The organism is Streptomyces sp. SudanB182_2057 (assembly GCF_964272715.1).
Taxonomy (GTDB): domain Bacteria; phylum Actinomycetota; class Actinomycetes; order Streptomycetales; family Streptomycetaceae; genus Streptomyces; species Streptomyces rubradiris.
On sequence record NZ_OZ186798.1, the window covers coordinates 1,152,076 to 1,167,149 of the forward strand.

Annotated in this window: 14 protein-coding genes; 8 read left to right on the forward strand and 6 right to left on the reverse strand. The window is 71.1% G+C overall.

What is annotated here, in order from left to right:
• Positions 1-140: 140 nt before the first annotated feature.
• Positions 141-302, reverse strand: a complete 162-nt coding sequence (locus tag ACSURM_RS04690; protein ID WP_436953677.1) for a hypothetical protein — start codon at positions 300-302, stop codon at positions 141-143.
• Between the two features lie 31 nt (positions 303-333).
• Between ACSURM_RS04690 and ACSURM_RS04695 the strand changes: the two genes are divergently transcribed.
• Both ACSURM_RS04695 and ACSURM_RS04700 read left to right on the forward strand, forming a co-directional pair.
• Positions 334-831 carry a LysR substrate-binding domain-containing protein gene (locus tag ACSURM_RS04695; protein WP_436960928.1) on the forward strand — a complete coding sequence of 166 codons (498 nt, stop codon included), beginning with the start codon at positions 334-336 and terminating at the stop codon, positions 829-831.
• Positions 832-963: 132 nt separating this feature from the next.
• Positions 964-2,595, forward strand: a complete 1,632-nt coding sequence (locus ACSURM_RS04700; RefSeq protein ID WP_436953678.1) for a carboxylesterase/lipase family protein — start codon at positions 964-966, stop codon at positions 2,593-2,595.
• Positions 2,596-2,665: 70 nt separating this feature from the next.
• Here ACSURM_RS04700 and ACSURM_RS04705 read toward each other — a convergent pair whose 3' ends face one another.
• The 5 genes from ACSURM_RS04705 to ACSURM_RS04725 form a co-directional block, all read right to left on the reverse strand.
• Positions 2,666-3,637 (reverse strand): quinone oxidoreductase family protein, encoded by a 972-nt coding sequence (locus ACSURM_RS04705; protein ID WP_436953679.1) that lies wholly within the window; start codon positions 3,635-3,637, stop codon positions 2,666-2,668.
• A gap of 67 nt (positions 3,638-3,704) precedes the next feature.
• Entirely contained in the window at positions 3,705-4,535 is an 831-nt protein-coding gene (locus tag ACSURM_RS04710; protein ID WP_436953680.1) for an ABC transporter permease, read from the reverse strand.
• Positions 4,532-5,437 carry an ABC transporter ATP-binding protein gene (locus tag ACSURM_RS04715; RefSeq protein ID WP_436953681.1) on the reverse strand — a complete coding sequence of 302 codons (906 nt, stop codon included), beginning with the start codon at positions 5,435-5,437 and terminating at the stop codon, positions 4,532-4,534. The genes ACSURM_RS04710 and ACSURM_RS04715 overlap by 4 nt, the downstream gene beginning before the upstream one ends.
• Positions 5,437-6,450, reverse strand: coding sequence for an ABC transporter substrate-binding protein (locus ACSURM_RS04720; protein ID WP_436953682.1), 1,014 nt, complete (start codon positions 6,448-6,450; stop codon positions 5,437-5,439). The genes ACSURM_RS04715 and ACSURM_RS04720 overlap by 1 nt, the downstream gene beginning before the upstream one ends.
• Before the next feature lie 143 nt (positions 6,451-6,593).
• Positions 6,594-7,580, reverse strand: a complete 987-nt coding sequence (locus ACSURM_RS04725) for an ABC transporter substrate-binding protein (RefSeq protein WP_436953683.1) — start codon at positions 7,578-7,580, stop codon at positions 6,594-6,596.
• Between the two features lie 165 nt (positions 7,581-7,745).
• Between ACSURM_RS04725 and ACSURM_RS04730 the strand changes: the two genes are divergently transcribed.
• From ACSURM_RS04730 to ACSURM_RS04755, 6 genes are all read left to right on the forward strand, one after another.
• The gene (locus tag ACSURM_RS04730; RefSeq protein ID WP_436953684.1) at positions 7,746-9,083 is read left to right on the forward strand and encodes an MFS transporter; all 1,338 of its coding nucleotides are present in this window, start codon (positions 7,746-7,748) and stop codon (positions 9,081-9,083) included.
• Positions 9,084-9,182: 99 nt separating this feature from the next.
• Complete coding sequence (locus ACSURM_RS04735; RefSeq protein WP_436953685.1) at positions 9,183-10,010, forward strand: IclR family transcriptional regulator; 828 nt, start codon at positions 9,183-9,185, stop codon at positions 10,008-10,010.
• Between the two features lie 116 nt (positions 10,011-10,126).
• Positions 10,127-12,430, forward strand: coding sequence for a CoA transferase (locus ACSURM_RS04740; RefSeq protein WP_436953686.1), 2,304 nt, complete (start codon positions 10,127-10,129; stop codon positions 12,428-12,430).
• Entirely contained in the window at positions 12,427-13,221 is a 795-nt protein-coding gene (locus ACSURM_RS04745) for an enoyl-CoA hydratase/isomerase family protein (protein WP_436953687.1), read from the forward strand. Before ACSURM_RS04740 ends, ACSURM_RS04745 begins: the two co-directional genes overlap by 4 nt.
• 83 nt (positions 13,222-13,304) lie before the next feature.
• Positions 13,305-14,093: an SDR family NAD(P)-dependent oxidoreductase gene (locus tag ACSURM_RS04750; RefSeq protein WP_436953688.1), complete on the forward strand. Its 789-nt coding sequence runs from the start codon at positions 13,305-13,307 to the stop codon at positions 14,091-14,093.
• A gap of 118 nt (positions 14,094-14,211) precedes the next feature.
• Positions 14,212-15,060, forward strand: a complete 849-nt coding sequence (locus ACSURM_RS04755; protein ID WP_436953689.1) for an alpha/beta fold hydrolase — start codon at positions 14,212-14,214, stop codon at positions 15,058-15,060.
• The last annotated feature ends 14 nt before the right edge of the window (positions 15,061-15,074 follow it).

Consider the following 15,074-nt stretch of genomic DNA (forward strand, 5'->3'; position numbering starts at 1 on the left):
GGGTTTCCTCTCGAACTGAAGGATCTTCCGCTCACCGACCGACAACTCGAACTGCGCCGACGGCGGTCCGCTCTGGTCGCATCCCGGCCTCGCCCAGCGTTACGGCGGGACACGAGGGCCTCCTGAGCGCCCTCACCTGTTCAAGCACCCAGCACGCGTGTCACCAACGTCCCAGACAGCACACCTAGCGCGTTCAGCGTCTCATGCTTGCCGTTGTCGATGGCCCAGTCGAGTTGAACGGGGTCGGCCGCGCCGTGGGCATCGACGAGGATGCGCTCGATCCTGTCGCGGTCGGTGGGCATGTACACCTGCGGGAAGAGCCGGCACTTGCCGGTGACGCCCAGCTGGTCCTCCCCCCTCCTGGAGGATCCCACGGTCCTGGTCGTGCCGGCCGGTTCTCCGCTGGTCGACTCCGACCACGTACGGCTGTCCGACCTGGCGGAGCAGGAATGGATCATCCGCGCCGGGAATCACCCGGTCGCGGGCGTGCTCCGGCGCGCCTGTCGTCAGGCGGGTTTCGCGCCACGCATCGCGTACGCCTCCCACGACTACCAGGAGGCACAGGCCATGGTCGCCGCCGGCATCGGCCTGGCGCTCGCGCCCCGCCTCGCCCTGACCAACCGGCGCAGTGACGTACGCCTGCTCTCCCTCGCCCGCGAGCGGGGTTCGGACTTCGCCCCGCCGGTCCGTCGCATTCTCCTGGCCGCACCGGCTCAACGGGCCGCCACGCCCGCAGCCCAGGCGATGGCCCGCGTGCTGCACGCGGTCGCGCGCGGCTTCACCGATCCCGGTCTGGACCGCCCGCAGCTGGAAGCCGTGCGCAAGCGCTGAAACGCCCAACTACGTGACGCGCATAACTAGTTGGACGCCAAGGGGTCCGGGGAGCGGACCGCAAACGTCGTGCGCGCGCCACGCAGGGCGCAGCATGGCTGCTTTCGTCGCTCCTACCTCTCAGGAGACCCAGTGGGATCCACTGTCCGACAGAGACTCGCCTGTCTGGCGAGCTTGCTCTTCCTGCTCACCCTCATATCGGCCGTGCCGGCGTCGGCCGGCGCACGGTCCTTGACGGTCGCCACCGACAAGGGCCTGGTCGCCGGAGCCACGGCCGACGACGTCGACCGCTTCTACGGCATCCCGTACGCGGCTCCGCCCGTCGGCACCGGACGCTGGCAGCCGCCCGCGCCGGCCGCCGCGTGGACGGGCACCCGGCCGGCCACGACCACCGGCCCTCGCTGCCTCCAGAACGGCGGCAGCACGAGCTCGGTCATGAGCGAGGACTGCCTCTACCTGAACGTCTACACTCCGGCCCACCGGACCGACCGGCCGCTGCCGGTGATGTTCTGGATCCACGGCGGCGGCTTCTCCACCGGTTCCGGGAACGCGGAGGACGGTTCGCTCATCGCCCGGACCAACAACGTCGTGGTCGTCACGATCAACTACCGCCTCGGCGTGTTCGGCTTCCTCGACCTGCCCGGGCTGAGCATGCAGGGCGCGGGCAACTACGGCCTGCTCGACCAGGAGGCGGCGCTGCGCTGGACGCAGCGCAACATCGGCGCGTTCGGCGGCGACGCGAGCCGGGTCACCATCGGCGGCCTGTCGGCCGGCGGTCACTCCGTCTGCGCACTCCTCGCGTCGCCCCCGGCCCGTGGCCTCTTCTCGGGCGCGATCATCCAGAGCGGCGGATGCCCGAGCTATACGGTCAAGCAGGCCGTCGCCCGCGGGGAGAAGTACGCGACGGCCGCCGGCTGCTCCACCACCGCGCCCGATCTGGACTGCCTGCGCAACAAGCCGGCCGGTGAACTCCAGTCCGCGGCAAAGGGCTTCATCGGCGGTCTTGTGAGCGGCCCGCTGCCCACGTCCGGGACTCCCGAACTGCCCGTCGCGCCGCTCCATGCCGTACGCACCGGCCGGACCGCGAACGTCCCCCTCCTCATCGGCCACACGCGCGACGAAGTACGCAGCTGGGCGAGGCCGTTCGCGAACGCGACGAAGGACCAGTACGAGAAGGCGGTCCGCATCGAGTTCGGGGACGAGGCCGACGCCGTCCTCGCGCACTATCCGTTCAGCGCCTACGGCGACGCGTACACCGGGGCCTACGCCTTCGGCGCCCTGTGGGGCGACAGCAGCGTCTTCTTCGGTCTTGGGGGCTGCCAGTACCTGTCCCTCACGGCGCAGTACTCGAAGCGTCAACCGCGCACGTTTTTCTACGAGTTCAACGATCCGCACCCACCCACCGGTGGGTCCTCGACCGGCTTCGACGCGGGCGCATCGCACGGCAGCGAGAAGCAGTACCTGATGCCCTCGGCGACCTCGGCGCTGCTGACTCCCGCACAGCAGCAGCTGTCCGGAGAGATGGTGCGCTACTGGGGCTCGTTCGTGAAGCACGGGAAGCCCGCCACCCCGGGAATCGCCGCCTGGCCCTCGTACCGGGCCGGGAGGTTCATGTCCCTGCTGCCGGGCGGTGAGAGCCGGGCGCTGAAGACCGGCGTGTACGAGGCGCGCCGCCAGTGCGCCTTCTGGAACTCGATCGACTACGACTGGCTCCCCCTCGACGCGGACAAGCTCGCCGCGCAGGCAGGCGTTTCGCAGTCCTGATCCGGCACGCACGAAGGGTCCCCTCCGGCGGGAGGGGGCCCTTTGGGTTTGCGTGCGATGGGCGTTCGGCTCAGTTGCCGGTGTGCTCCATGTCGAGCACGATCTTGCCGACCGCCGTGCCCGAGCGCAGCCGCTCCACGGCCTCGCCGAGCGCGTCCATCCCGTACCGCTCGTACGGCAGCGTCAGCGCACCCGAGGACAGGTCCGGCAGCAGGCGCAGCACCTCGGAGGCGACCTCCGGGCCGCGGCTCATCATGTTCACGGGCAGGAGGGTGACGTCCGCGAGGAAGAAGTCCGCGAGGTCCAGGGTGAGTTCGCGGCCGGCCGTGTAGCCGAGGAGCGCGGCGCGGCCGCGCGGGCGGACCAGGGTGAGGGCGTTGCGGAGGATCTGGCCGCCGACCGTGTCGATGAGGACGTCGACCTTGCCGCCGATCGCCTCCTCGGAGAGGTCGGAGGCGAGCAGGGCCTTGGCGGCGTCGGGCACGTGCGGCAGCTTCGCCGGGCGGCCGACGGCGCCGATGACCTCCGCGCCGGCCCGCGCCGCAAGCTGTACGGCCACGGCGCCGACCGCGCCGGAGGCACCGGTGACCAGGACCCGCTCCCCCGGCTCGACCTGGGCGATCGCGTGGACGGTCGCCCAGGCCGTGCCGACCGGGGAGAAGTAGATGCAGGCGAGGGCGGGGTCGGTGTCCTCGGGCATGACCTCCGCGGCGGTGTCCGGGACGAGCGCGTACTCGGCCCAGGCTCCGTCGCGGCTGAGGCCGAGACCTTCGCCGCGCAGGCGGACCAGGGCACCCTCGGGGTGGATGTCCGAGGCGACGACATAGCCGCTGCCCTGGGTGCCGGGGATGAACGGCAGCTCGGGCAGGATGCCGAACTGTCCGTCGAGGATGTTCAGGTCCAGATGGGCGGCGGTGGCCGCCGCCACCCGGACGAGGGTGTGTCCGGGGCGCGGCTCGGGCACGGGCCGCTCGCCGAGACGCGGCAGCGTGCCGAACTCCTCAAGAAAGAGGGCCCGCGATGTGGACGAGGTGGTGCTCACGTGCTGTGGTCTCCATTCTTCCCCCGTTGGACTGTGCCCCGACTCCCGTTGATCCCTGCGACCTCGTTTACACCTTAGCTCCATACTTGTGCAGTACACGCATCGCGATCAGGCGCAGGATCCGGTCGTAGACCAGGCCCAGGATGCCGAGCGTGATGATGCCGACGAAGACCCAGTCGATGCGGCCGTAGTTGCGGGAGGTCCAGATCAGGGAGCCGAGGCCCACCTGGGCGGCGACGATCTCGGCGGAGACGATCGTCAGGAAGCTGTTGCCCATGGCGAGCCGGGCGCCGGTGAGGATGTACGGGACGGTGGAGGGCAGCACGACGCGCTGAAGGATCTGGCGGCGGCTGGCTCCGAGGCTGGCGGCGGCCCGCAGCTTGGACTCGTTGACGGACATCACGCCCGCGCTGGTGTTGAGCGTGACGATGAAGACGGCCGTGTAGAAGATCAGGACGACCTTCGGCGTCTCGCCGATGCCCAGCCACACCACCGCCAGGGTCACGAAGGCGACCGGCGGGATGAAGCGGAAGAACTCGATGTACGGCTCCAGGAGCTGGCGCACGAGCCTGATCTGCCCGATGAGCAGGCCGACCGGGGCGCCCACGACGACGCCGAGGCCCCAGCCGATCAGGATGCGGCGGCTGGAGGCGATGACCGAGTTGCCCAGGGTGCCGTCGGACGCCAGTTCTCGGGCGGCCGACAGGGTCTGGCTCGGGGAGGCCACGAGGGAGGGGCCGTACTTCATGGCCACGAGCTGCCAGACGCCCAGGCCGACGAGGATGGCGACGACGTACAGGCCGAGGGTGCGAAGCCCCTGGGCGCCGGCCCCGCTGGTGCGCCGCGGGCGGGCGCGGGTGCGGGTCGGGGCCGGGGTCTCGGTGGTGGTGATCGTCATGCGCCCTTCGCCTCTCGGTCGGGCCGGTCGTCGAGTCCTTGGTCGCGCATGGCCTTGCGCACCTCTTCTCCGATGTCCTCACGCAGCCGGCTGCGCAGGCGCAGGGCTGCGGGGTCGGACTCGTCGCGGGGGCGCGGCAGGTCCACCGTGTACAGGGACTTGATCGACGCGGCGGGGCCGGCCGTCATCACGGCGACCCGGTCGGCGAGCAGGATCGCCTCGTCGATGTCGTGCGTGACGAAGACGACGGTGCAGCCGGACGCGCTCCAGATGCGGGCCGTCTCCTGCTGGAGCACCTGCCGGGTCTGGGCGTCGAGCGCGCCGAAGGGCTCGTCCATGAGGACGACGCCCGGTTCGTTGGCCAGGACCCGGGCGATCTGGACGCGCTGGCGCATGCCGCCGCTGAGCTGACCGGGGTAGCGGTCCGCGCAGTGGCGCAGCCCGACCAGGCCGAGGAACTCGTCGGCCACCCGGTTCTGCTCGGCGCGGGAACGGCCGCGCATACGGGGCCCGAAGGTGACGTTCTGCTGCACCGTCATCCAGTCGAAGAGGGCCTCGCTGCTCTGGAAGACCATGCCGAGTTCGGGGTCGGGGCCGCGGACGGCGACGCCGTCCGCGGTGAGGGACCCCTCGCTGACCTGGATGAATCCCGCCATCGCCGACAGCAGGGTGGACTTGCCGCAGCCGCTCGGCCCGAGCAGACAGAGGAACTCCCCGGCCGCGATGTCCAGGTCGATGCCCTGGACGGCCTGGAACTCCCCGAACGAGATGCCCGCGCCCTCGACCCGCAGGGCCGCACCGCGGCCGGCCGCCGCCTGCGCCGCGGCGCGGGGGGCCGCAACCGTGACCGCTGCCGCGGCCCGGGTCTGCGCCACCGTCTCCTTCTCCATCCCCTTGGTCATCAGGACCCCTTCGTGTTCTCGGGAAGCCAGCCGCGCTGAACGGTGCCGGCAACGTCGGGACGCGCCTTGACCTTGCCGGTGCTCACGTAGAAGTCGGCCGTGTCGTGGTACCCCTTCAGGTCCTCGTCGGTGAAGTCGCGGACGCCGAAGTCGATCTCCTTCACCGCCTTCACCGTCTGGTCGGTGGGGATCTTCGCGGCGTCCTTGGTGGCCTTCGCCGCGGCCTGCGGGTCGCTCTCGGTCTTCTTGGCCGCTTCCTCGAGGGCCTCGGCCACCTTGACGACGGTGCTCTTGTGGTCCTTGAGCCAGGGCGACGTCGACAGGAGCCAGTGCTGGTAGCTGAAGCCGTAGTCGCCCGTGGACTCCAGGATCCGCTCGCCCAGCTCCTTGCCCTTGGACGGCCACGGCTCCCACAGGACGTACGCGTCGACGTCGCCCTTGTTGGTGAGGGCCGGGATCTCGGCGGGGTCGGCCGTGACGAACTTGACCGAGTCGGTCTTGATGCCCTTCGACTCCAGGAACCGCGTGGTCGCCAGCTCGGACAGGCCCGGCACGACGGCCATCTTGCGGATCTTGTCGGGGGACTTCACCCCGGACCTCAGGACGACCTTGAGGTAGCGACCGGACTGCTCGTACACGAGGAGGGAGCGCAGCTTCGGGTTCTGGGCGAGCAGGCCGATGGTCGTGACGTCGGAGTTTCCCGCCATCTGGACCTGCCCGGCGTTGAGCGCGTCGACTCCTTCACCGCCCTTGGCGAACTGGACGAGGTCGACGTCGACCCCGTGCTTGGCCCACAGCCCCTCGGCGTCGGCCCCGAAGAACGGCGCGTACCCGGCGTCGACTCCGACGGCGATCCGGATGTGGGGATCACCCGCCCCGCCCGAGCCCGCGTCGGCCCCGGAGTCGGTGGTGCCGGCACCGCAGGCGGTCACGAAGGTCAGTGCGGCGGTGCAGAGAAGAGTTCCGGCGATGCGACGAATCGGGCGGGATGTCGAGCGGGACACTGTTTGCATGGTCACCTCGGAAGGGGGCGCTTCTCGGCGGGAAATCGGGGTGCGGGGCCGCGAGTTGGCGAACGGTACTGCCGCTCGGAGGGCAGGCGCATGCGCGGCGGTCCGCTCAGTGGGACGGTCGCGACGCGGCTCGTCGGAGCCGGTCACTTGGCGTGCTGGCCGTACCAGCCACTCAGCAGCACGGTGTCGTAGTCGGGTGCGCTCTTGACGAGCTTCTCCACGAGCAGGAAGTCCACGATCTTGCGCGAGGACGTGACATCGGCCGAGGTCAGAGCGCGGGACGTGAAGGAGATCTCGCCGATGGCCTTCTCCGTCCCGGCCACCGGCAGCTGGGCCTGCTCATGGGAGGCGAGGGCGGCCGCGTGCGGGTCCTTCGTCACCAGCCGGTCGGCCTCGGCGACCACCTTGAACACCTTCCCGGCGACGTCCTGGTGGTCCTTCAGCCACTTCTGGTCCGCGAGCAGCCACTGCCGGTACGTGACACCGAAGTCGCCGGTGGCTCCGGCGATGTGGCCGCCCGCCTCGACGCCCTTGGTCACCCAGGGGTCGAAGAGGATGTAGCCGTCGATGTCGCCGCGCTGGAGCATGGTGGGGATCTCCTGCGGTGAACTTTGCTGGATCTTCACGGAGTCCGGGTCGATGCCGTTGTGCTCCAGGTACTGGTGCGTGGCGTACAGGCCGATGCCCTGGATCGAGCCCATCGTCTTGATCTGTTTCGGCGAGGTGATGCCCTTGCGCAGGACGACCTTGAGGAGGCGGCCCGAGGACTGGAAGACGCCGAGGGCCCGCAGCTGCGGGTTGCTCACCATCTGCGGGAGGGCGGTGGAGTCGGCGTTGGCGGACATCTGCGCGGTGCCGGCCGTGACCGCCTGCGCGGCGGCCGGGCCGCCCTCCACCTTCATCAGCTGGACATCGACGCCTTCCTTCATGAACATGCCGCGCTCGATGGCGAGATACATCGGCGCGTACGCGGCGTCGACGCCGAGCGCGAGCCGCACGGTCGGGTTCTTGCCGTCCGCGGAACCCGCCGAGTCGGTGGTGCCCGCCCCGCAGGCGGTGGCGAGGAGGAGAGCGAACAGGGTGCACACAGCGGCGGCCGGGCGCACGCCCGGCCTGAGGTGGCGGAACATCGGATACGACCTCCGAGTCGGAGTGCTGTCGAGGTGGCGGCAACCTGGCACTCCGGGAGGTCCGCGGACAGCGCGGTGTCTCGCCTGACGGACCGGCACGATTGAGGCGCCTTGCGGCCGTTCGTACGCTCCATCGATCCGAGGCTCTAATGGCAAGGAGCACCTATGCCCCGCACGACCACGACCGAGGGCGCCTCGACGGCGCGGCGCGTGATCATCGCGTCCGTCGCCGGCAACATGATGGAGTGGTACGACTTCTTCCTTTACACCACCGCCGCCGCACTGGTTCTCGGCCAGGTCTTCTTCCCCTCCGGCGAGAATCCGCTGCTCGGCACGATCGCCGCGCTGGCCGGACACGCCGTGGGGTTCGCCGCCCGGCCCATCGGCGGCGTGCTCTTCGGCCACATCGGTGACCGGCGAGGGCGCAAGGTCGCCCTCATGGGGACGCTCTCCCTGATGGGCGCCGCCACCTTCTGTATGGGGCTGCTGCCCTCGTACTCCACGGCCGGTCTGCTCTCGCCGCTGCTCCTGGTGCTGCTCCGGGTTCTTCAGGGCGCGGCGGCCGGCGGCGAATGGGGTGGCGGCGTGCTCATCATCACCGAGAACGTCCCGGCCGAGCGGCGCGGCTTCTTCGCCTCGTTCAGCTCGTGCGGCATGGGCCTGGGCTTCGTGCTCTCCGCGCTGGCGCTGTGGCTGGCCGAGCGGGTGTCCGGCGACGGCTTCCTCGCCTGGGGCTGGCGGCTCCCGTTCCTGGCCAGCGCGGTCATCTTCATGGTGGGCCTCTACATCCGCCGCAACCTCGGCGAGACGGAGAGCTTCGAGGCGGACTCCGCGGAGGCCGATGCCCCGGCGCGCTCGCCGCTGCGGGAAGTGCTGCGCCGCCATCCGCGCCAGCTGCTGTTCGCCATGTCCCTGCGCTTCGCCGACAGCGGCGCCAGCTACATCTTCATGTCCTTCTCCCTCGTATACGGGGCGTACGTGGGGATCTCCTCGGACGTGCTGCTGTGGGCCGGGATCGTCGCGATGCTGGTGGACTCGGCGATGATGGTCGTCTTCGGCCGGCTCTCCGACAAGGTGGGCAGGCGGCCGGTCTACATCGGCGGGGCCATCGGCATGCTGGTGTGGGCCGCGCCCTTCTTCCTGCTCATGGACACGGGGACGACCGCCGGGGTGTGCGTGGCGTTCGTCGTCGGGCACGTCGCCATGGCGGCGATGATCGGGGTCCAGCCCTCGTACTTCTCCGAGCTGTTCAGCACCAGCACCCGGTACTCCGGGATGGCGCTCGGCCACGAGCTGTCGTCGGCGATCGCCGGCGGGCTGTCCCCGCTCGCGGCGGCGGCGCTGCTCGCCGCCACGGGCCATTTCCTGCCGGTCGCCCTGCTGACCATGGGGATGGCGCTCGTCACGCTGGTGGCGCTGGTCTTCTTCGCACAGGTGCCGCGCGGCCTCGAAATCCCCGCCGACCAGGCACGGAAGGAGCACATCGGCGCACCTGTTGCCTGATGTTTACGTCCCCGCCCCTCTATGCAACATGGCGTTGTTGCACTTCGAATGGCCTGTGTCGCCACGAGACGAAGTGAGGGGACGCCAATGGGGTCGTACGTGCAAGAGGATGTCCTGCTGCCCAATTCCGTACTGGGCAAGGCGCAGCTGCTGCTCGCCGCGTTCGAGTCGGGCGCGGACCGGCTGCGGCTGAGCGAGCTGAGCCGCAGGTCGGGCGTGCCCAAGGCGTCGGCGTACCGGCTCGCCCAGGAACTGGTGCAGTGGGGGCTGCTCGACCGGCACGGCGAGCGGTACGAGCTCGGCATCCGGCTCTTCCAGCTCGGGCAGCGGGTGCCCGCTTCCTCCGTGCTGCGCACCGTGGCCCGGCCGCTGATGACCGACCTGTTCACGCGGACCCGCACGGCCGTGCACCTCTCGGTCCTCGACGGGACCCACGTCCTGTTCCTGGAGAAGATCGCAGGTGAGGCCAACGTCCTCACCCACTCCTATGTCGGCGGCCGGCTGCCCGCCTCCTGCACGGCGACCGGTCGGGTGCTGCTCGCCCTGGCTCCGGACGGACCCGAGCGGGTCGCGGAGCTCGTCGCCAAGGGGCTGCCCGCCATGACCCCTCGCTCCGTCACGGACCCGCAGGTCCTGGCCCAGCGGCTGGCCAGGGCCGCGCGGGAGGGGTACGCGCTGGAGCTCGAGGGGGTCAGGATCGGGGACGCCAGCCTCGCCGTACCGGTGGTGCTGGCCGGGTCGGAGTACGCGGCGCTGTCGATCACCGGACCGGTCACGCAGGTGTCGGTGGAGCGGCACCTCGCGATGTTGCAGGACACGGCGGAGCGCATCGCGCGGGGTGTGGCGCGCAAGAGGTCGTACGACCCGGCTCGCACGGTGCGCACACCGAAACCGAAGCCGACCGCCGTGCGCATCGTCACGGGCTGAGCGCTCGCGGCGACGGTCCCGGTCCGGCCAGCAGAACACACCGGTGGCCCGCCTCCCCTCCCACCGTGATCGTGAGATGCCGCAAAGGCTGCGGACATGTGAGGGGAGGAGCCGTGGTGCGAACAGATCCGGACCAGACGCCGCTGCGCGTGCTCGACCTGACCGATGAACTCGCCTTCCAGGGCGCCCGGTTGCTCGTGGGGATCGGCGCCGATGTGGTACGGACCGAGTCGGGTGCCGGTCTCGGCCCCGCGGCCCGGGCGCACTGGCACGCGGGCAAGCGCTGGACAACGGTGCGCGACGCGGCGGAGCTCGACGCGCTCGCGGCGGGCGCCGATGTCGTACTGGAGAGCGGCCCGTACGCAGACTTGCGCGGCCTGCGTGCGGACGGCTCGTCCCGCTGGCCGCACGCCGTGCACGTGGTGGTGACGCCGTTCGGTCTGACCGGACCGCGCCGCGACTGGGTCGTCGACGATCTGGTCCTGGCATCGGCGGGCGGCATGACCTGGCTCGGCGGGCGCCCCGACGGACAGCCCAAGCCGCCGCCGCGCGAGCAGGCGTTCCAGATCGCCGGGGCCCACGCGGCGATCGGCGCGCTGCTCGCCGTCGTGTCGGGCACTCCTCAGCTCGTCGACATCTCCGCGCAGGAGGCCGTCGCCGCCACGCTGGAGACCGCCGCCATCGCCTGGGTCCACGCCGGACGTTTCCCCGTACGCAGCGCAGGGGTGTACGAGCACGTCGCGCACCAGATCTTCGAGACGGCGGACGGATATGTGGCCGGCGGCTACTCCGGCAGCCCCCGGATGTGGACGGATCTGCTGACGTGGATGGCGGAGCGCGGCGCGGCCGGTGAGCTGCTCGACGAGCGGTGGCAGGACGCCGCGTTCCGGTGGCGCGAGCGCCCCCATGTCGACGAGATCGTCCGGCAGTTCGCGAAGGGGCTGCCCACCGCCGAGATCGCCGAGGAGGCACGGCGGCGCGCCCTGCCGTGGGCCGAGGTCGTACCGCCCGAGCGGCTGACCGAGCATCCGCAGCTGCGCGACCGCGCCTCCCTGGTCACCGTCACCGGCGAAGGGCTGCCCGACGGCGGCGTCGAGGACGTCGGCTTCCCGTGGGCGGCGCTCCCCCGCCCGGTCACCCTGCCCGCGATCCGGGAGGCGGAGGGCGACTCTCCGTGGCGCCACACCGGTCGGGCGCGCCAGGAGCAGGAGCAGCCCAAGTCCCGGGCCATGGAAGGCTTTCGGGTCCTCGATCTGACGTGGGTGCTCGCCGGCCCGTACGTGACCAAGCAGTTCGGGGAGCACGGCGCGGACATCGTCAAGGTCGAGTCCCGGCACCGCAAGGACCCCACGCGCTTCGCGCCCTCTATGCATCTGCGGCCGGGCTCCGATCCCGACGACAGCGGCTACTTCATCAACTTCAACCGCAACAAGCGCAGCGTCGCCCTCAACCTGCGCACCGACGAGGGCCAGCGGCTGCTGCGCGAGCTGGTCCCGCACTGCGACGTCGTCGTGGAGAACTTCAGCCCGGGTGTGCTGGCCAAGTGGGGCATGGACTACGCTTCGCTGCGCGAGCTGAACCCGGACATCATCCTGGTGTCGATGGCGGGGGTGGGCCAGACCGGGCCCTGGCGCAAGGCCGTGACCTTCGCCGACACGCTCGCCGCGATGTCCGGGCTGGCCTACGAGACCCGCGACCCGGACGGCCCGCCGCAGGGACTGACCTTCGGGCTCGGCGACATGATCGCCGCCAACTCCGCGGTCCTCGCCACGCTCGACCTGCTGGCCCAGGGCCGTGGCGGTCACGTGGATCTGTCCCAGCTGGAGGCGATGGCCTCGACGATGGGCCCGGCGGCTCTGGAGCCCGTCCTCGGCGCAGGCGCCCCCGACCCCCGCACGGCGGAGCATCCGAACCGGTCGCCGCACGCCGTGCCCCACGGTGTGTACCCGGTGACCGGCGACGACCGGTGGCTGGCGGTGTCGGTGACGGACGAAGCGCAGTGGCACGCCCTGACACGCCTCGTCGAACTCCCGGCGCCCGAGGGCGACTTGGCGACGCGGCGGGCGCACGAGGACGAGATCGACGCCGCCCTCGCCGCCTGGACACGCGCCCAGGACGGCCACAAGCTCGCCGAACTGCTCCAGGCCGAGGGCGTGGCGGCGGCGGTCGTGGCGACCGGACAGGACCTCATCGAGGCCGACGAGCAGCTCGCCGCCCGCGGCTTCTACACCGTGCTCGACCATCCGCTCACCGGGCCGGTCCCGCACGAGGGAATCGTCGCGCGGCTGGCCGCGACGCCCGGCGGGCTCGACCGGCCCGCACCGCTCCTCGGCCAGCACACGAATGAGGTGCTGCGCGAGCTCCTTGACCTGACCGACGAACAGCTGGCGGCGCTGACCGCCGAGGGAGTGACCGAATGAGCGGGACGAAGACGAACCAGGTCGACCAAGTACTGCACGTGACGCACGACGGCGCCGTGGCCACGGTCCGCGTGGACCGGCCCAAGGCGAACGCCGTGAACCCGGCGATGATCGAGGAGTTCCTCGCGGTCCTCACGCCGCTGGCCGCCGATCCGGAGGTGCGCTGCATCGTCATCACCGGCACGGGACGGTTCTTCATCGCCGGCGCCGACATCGCCGTCATGCGGGACCTGTCGGCGGGCAACCAGGCGAAGATGCGCCGGTGGATCGAGGTCCAGCGGCTGATCGAGCAGGCGTCCAAGCCGGTCGTCGCGGCGATGAACGGCCATGCCCTGGGCGGCGGCGCGGAGTTGTCGCTCGCCTGCGACCTGCGGATCCTCTCGGAGGCGGCCACGTTCGGGTTCCCGGAGATGAGCCTCGGCCTGTTCCCGGGAGCCGGCGGCAGTCAGCGGCTCCCCCGGCTCGTCGGCCCCCACCTGGCGAAGCGCCTGATGATCGAGGCCGAACGGCTGACGCCGCAGCGAGCCCTGGAGCTCGGCCTCGTCGACGTGGTGGTGGCGCAGGCCGAGTTCGACGCGGTGGTCGCCGAGCGGGCCCAGCGCCTGGCCGAGAAGCCGACGGCCACGATCGGCCTGCTCAAGCGCGTCGTCGACGAGGGATACGGGCTGCCCGTCGAACAGGCCCTGGAGCGCGAGGCCAAGGGCGTGGACGAAGTGACCGGGACCGCCGACGCGGCCGAGGGGCTCCAGGCGTTCCTGGAGAAGCGGCCGCCGGTGTTCACCGGACGGTAGGGCTGAGCCGACGCGGGTGGTCCGGTTCCGGTGACCGGACCGTCCGCGTTGGCGTGTTCGCTTACGTTCCGCATGCTCGGCGAATGAGTTCCCAACAGCAGACCCAGCACACCGAAGAAGCCACGCACAACGGCCCCGTGCTCGTCACCGGCGGCACCAGCGGCATCGGCCTGGCCGTCGCGGAGGCGGTGGCCCGCGCCGGGCGCCCCGTGGTGGTCACCGGCCGGTCCGAGGACCGCTGCCGCGCCGCGGAGAAGCAGCTCCAGAGCATCGCGGGAGACCGCGGGCTGGCGCTGGTCGCCGACACCACCGACGCCGACGCGCTGGCCGCCGTCGTGAGCCGGGCCACCGAACTGTGGGGCCCCGTCACCGGCCTGGTGACAGCGGCCGGCCAGCTGGCCCGCGGTTCGGTGCTCGACCTCACGCCGGACGACTTCCGCGCCGCCTTCGAGAGCAACGTCATCGGAACCTGGCTGGCGATCCGCGCCGTCCTGCCCGGCATGCTCGACGCCGGTCACGGCCGCATCGTCACGATCGGCTCCGTGCTCGGCTCGACGGGCGCCCCCGAACGGGGTGGCTACGCCGCCACCAAGGGCGCGGTCGCCGCACTGACCAGGTCGACGGCCCTGGAGGTCGCCGGCACCGGCGTCACCGTGAACTGCGTCGCGCCCGGCCCCGTGCGCACCCCCATGAACGAGAACGACGCCGCCACCGACGCCGCAGCCCAGGCCGCCTTCACCGCGAAGGTGCCGCTGGGCCGCTGGGGCACGCCCGACGACATCGCGCACGCGGTGCTCCCGCTGCTCGACGCCGGCTCGTCCTACACCACCGGTGCGTTGCTGCACGTGGACGGCGGATACACCGCGCAGTGAGCGCGGCCCACGCCGCCCAGCGGGAGCGGTTCGCTGAACGGACCGCGACGCTGGGCCCGCGCCCGGCGCGGTGATGAGGTCGACACCGCACCCCCCGGTTTCGTGAGGAAGGACGCACATGTCACCTGCACCGGAGAGCCACTACGCGGACGGCGCGGGCATCCGCTACCACTACCACGACCTCGGCTCGGGGCCCGACACCGTGTTCCTGCACGGTGGCGGCCCCGGCTGCACCGCGTGGAGCGACTTCGGGCCCGTAGCGCACCTCTTCGCCGCCGACCGGCGCTGTCTGCTCGTCGACATCCAGCAGTACGGCAAGTCGGAGAAGTCCCCGATCGAGGGCCCGATGTGGGACCACCACGCGGCGAAGACCGTCGGCCTCCTCGACACGCTCGGCGTCGAGCGCGCCGACTTCATCTGCAGCTCGTGGGGCGGCACCATCGCCCTCAACCTCGCCGCGAAGTACCCGGAGCGCGTCCGGTCCCTCGTGATCACCGGCAGCATGCCCGTCTTCTACGGTCCGCTCGCCCCGCTCCCCGAGAACGGGCACCGCGGTCGCACGGCCCGCGACATCTACTACGGCGGCGAGGGCCCGACCCGCGAGAAGCTGCGTGACCTCATCACGAAGCTGGAGTGGTACGACGGCTCGAAGCTTCCCGAGGAGACGCTGACCATGCGCTACGAGCAGAGCCTCGACGAGGAGGAGCGCGCGCTGGCGGCCATGTCCGACTCGCCGCGCGGCGAGTGGCAGGACCTCACCGAGGAACTGGGGCAGATCCAGGCCCCCACGCTGTTCATGTGGGGCATGCAGGACGCGTTCCTCACCCCGGACTACCCGCTGATGCTGGCCCGCATGGTGCCGAACGGGAACCTCCACGTGATGGACCACAGCTCCCACCACCTTGAGGAGGAGCGCCCCGAGGCGTACCACTCGGTGGTCAGCGGCTTCCTCAACTCCCTAAGCTGAGACTCCTTGAGCTG

What these genes read in the sequence shown, in the direction of transcription:
- ACSURM_RS04690 (WP_436953677.1), bottom strand. Translation starts at nt 302, where the DNA reads ATGCCCACCGACCGCGACAGGATCGAGCGCATCCTCGTCGATGCCCAC.
- ACSURM_RS04710 (WP_436953680.1), bottom strand. Translation starts at nt 4,535, where the DNA reads ATGACGATCACCACCACCGAGACCCCGGCCCCGACCCGCACCCGCGCC.
- ACSURM_RS04715 (WP_436953681.1), bottom strand. Translation starts at nt 5,437, where the DNA reads ATGACCAAGGGGATGGAGAAGGAGACGGTGGCGCAGACCCGGGCCGCG.
- ACSURM_RS04720 (WP_436953682.1), bottom strand. Translation starts at nt 6,450, where the DNA reads ATGCAAACAGTGTCCCGCTCGACATCCCGCCCGATTCGTCGCATCGCC.
- ACSURM_RS04725 (WP_436953683.1), bottom strand. Translation starts at nt 7,580, where the DNA reads ATGTTCCGCCACCTCAGGCCGGGCGTGCGCCCGGCCGCCGCTGTGTGC.
- ACSURM_RS04730 (WP_436953684.1), top strand. Translation starts at nt 7,746, where the DNA reads ATGCCCCGCACGACCACGACCGAGGGCGCCTCGACGGCGCGGCGCGTG.
- ACSURM_RS04745 (WP_436953687.1), top strand. Translation starts at nt 12,427, where the DNA reads ATGAGCGGGACGAAGACGAACCAGGTCGACCAAGTACTGCACGTGACG.
- ACSURM_RS04750 (WP_436953688.1), top strand. Translation starts at nt 13,305, where the DNA reads ATGAGTTCCCAACAGCAGACCCAGCACACCGAAGAAGCCACGCACAAC.
- ACSURM_RS04755 (WP_436953689.1), top strand. Translation starts at nt 14,212, where the DNA reads ATGTCACCTGCACCGGAGAGCCACTACGCGGACGGCGCGGGCATCCGC.